Below are 2,138 nucleotides of genomic sequence, written 5' to 3'. Positions count from 1 at the left end.
AATCATGGGTCACCAAAATGACCGTGAATTTTTGGGCCGCATGGAGATCACGGATCACGCACCATAGTTCTTCGCGCGTGAATGCGTCGAGCGCCCCGAACGGCTCGTCGAGCATCAGCAGCTTCGGTTCATGGACCAACGCCCGGCACAACGAGGCGCGCTGCTGCATTCCGCCGGACAATTGCCACGGGTATTTGGACCCCTGCCCCTTCAGCCCCACCTGCGCCAACAGCGCCTCAGCCTTCTCGACGTAGGCCTTGCGCTCCTTGCGCAACCGCGAGCGGTGCGGTTCGACGATTTCCAACGGCAGCAGAATGTTGTCGAGCGTCGTGCGCCACGGCAACATCGTGGGGTTCTGAAACGCCATCCCCGCAAGCTTCACCGGCGCGCTGACATGACGATCGGCGACGATGACGGTGCCTTGTCGGGGAAACTGCAATCCCGTCGCGAGCTTCATCAAGGTGGACTTGCCGCATCCGGACGGCCCGACGATCGCGGCGAACTCGCCTTCGTTCACCTTGAGATTCAGTCCCGCCACGGCCGGAGCGCTGTCTTCCGCTCGCGCGTAGACGTGCGTCACGTCATGAATGTCGACGAAAGCGGGCAAGGGCATGGCTCCGGGCAGGGGACATTTCAACGTCGACGTCGAGAGCCGACGCGAGGCGCGTCTCTCGGAACGGCGCCGGTCAGTTCACCTTCCGCTGGTCGGCGGGCGGCAGATATTGATCGGTGAACACGTCCTCGGTCTTCGGCTTATTCTTGTAGGTGAATGTCAGTCCGATCTGATCGAGTGCTTTCTCAAAGCGCGTCTTGTCGATTCCGCCGTAACCATTCGCCTTCACCCATGGCGTCAGCATGTTCAGATCGAGCACCATCTTCAGACGCTCGAGTTCGACGTCCTTCTTCGCCACGTCATTGCGCTTGATCACGGAATCGACTGCGCTCGCCGGATCCTTCACGGTGTCCTGCACACCCTTCATGATCGCCCGCAGCAACCCCTTGACGGCCTCTGGCTTCTCGGCCGCGAATTTTGGTGAGATCATGATCGCGTTGCCATAGAGATCGACGCCGTAATCGCTCATCAGCAGAACGACGATGTCTTCCTGCGGTACGCCCCGTGACTTCAGATTGATGTAGGACGACATGGAGAAGCCGAACACCGCGTCGACCTCGCCTTGCGCCAGCATCGGTTCCCGGACGGGAAAGCCGACATTCTCGAACTTCATCGAGGAATCGTCGATCTTGTTGACGGTCTTGAAGATGGGCCATTGCGCGTAGGCCCCGTCGGCGGCGGGTGCGCCGAATTTCTTGCCTTGCAGGCTTGCGACCTCCGTCGAAATGCCACGACTCTTGCGCCCGATGATGGCGAAGGGCGGCTTGTCGTAGATCATCATCACCGCTTTGATGTCCGTTCCGGAATTCTCGTCCCGGAACCGCACGAGCGAGTTCACGTCGCCGAAGCCGACGTCGTAAGTTCCAGATGCGACGCGCGAGATCGGTTCGCGGGATCCGGCGGCGGGATCGATCGTGACGTCGAGTCCCTCGGCCTTGAAGTAACCCTTGTCGAGAGCGACGGCGAACGGAGCTGCGGGTCCCTCCCAGCGCCAATCGAGGCTGAAGCGCACAGGTGTCTGCGCGAGGGCCGCCGTTGTCGGCATGAGCGTACAAAGGCCCAACCCTGTCGCCAAGCTGAGAGACTTCAGGACGGCTCTTCGGTTCACCGACAAGCGACGCGACATGGTTGATCCTCCCCGACGCGATTTTCGCGTCCTTCCACTGTTCGCCACCATGCAACCAAAATGATGCACCCGCTTCAAGGGACGATTGCCGAAGGGAGAGGCGAATTCTGCCCGTTGCGGAGGCATTGCAGCTAGACAGGAAGCAGACCGTCGCTCTTAACCTCCTCCATCACCGCATAGGTGCGCGTTTCCTTGACGCCCGGCAGCGCCAGCAAGATCTCACCGAGGAAATGGCGATAGGCCGCCATATCGGCGACGCGGGTCTTTACGAGGTAATCGAAGCCACCCGCCACCATGTGGCATTCGAGGACTTCCGGCGCACGACGTACGGCCTCCGCGAACTTCTCGAAAACATCCGGTGTCGTCTTGTCGAGCGACACCTCGACGAAGACCAGAAGC

The 2,138-nt window shown here is 60.7% G+C and carries 3 protein-coding genes; all 3 read right to left on the bottom strand.

All coding sequences use genetic code 11. The features are described 5' to 3' along the window. Positions 1-613 (bottom strand): ABC transporter ATP-binding protein (locus AC1DT3_RS18905; protein WP_477466760.1); only part of this gene is annotated, 613 nt, incomplete at its 3' end. 73 nt (positions 614-686) lie between these two features. Then, on the bottom strand, positions 687-1,739 hold the full coding sequence (locus tag AC1DT3_RS18900) for an ABC transporter substrate-binding protein (RefSeq protein ID WP_477466759.1): 1,053 nt from the start codon (positions 1,737-1,739) through the stop codon (positions 687-689). 131 nt (positions 1,740-1,870) lie between these two features. Beyond that, positions 1,871-2,138: Lrp/AsnC ligand binding domain-containing protein (locus AC1DT3_RS18895; RefSeq protein WP_477466758.1), on the bottom strand; the 268-nt coding region annotated here is incomplete at its 5' end.

Source organism: Microvirga sp. P4_G7 (assembly GCF_056401005.1).
This window is presented reverse-complemented; position numbering and strand designations above follow the sequence as displayed.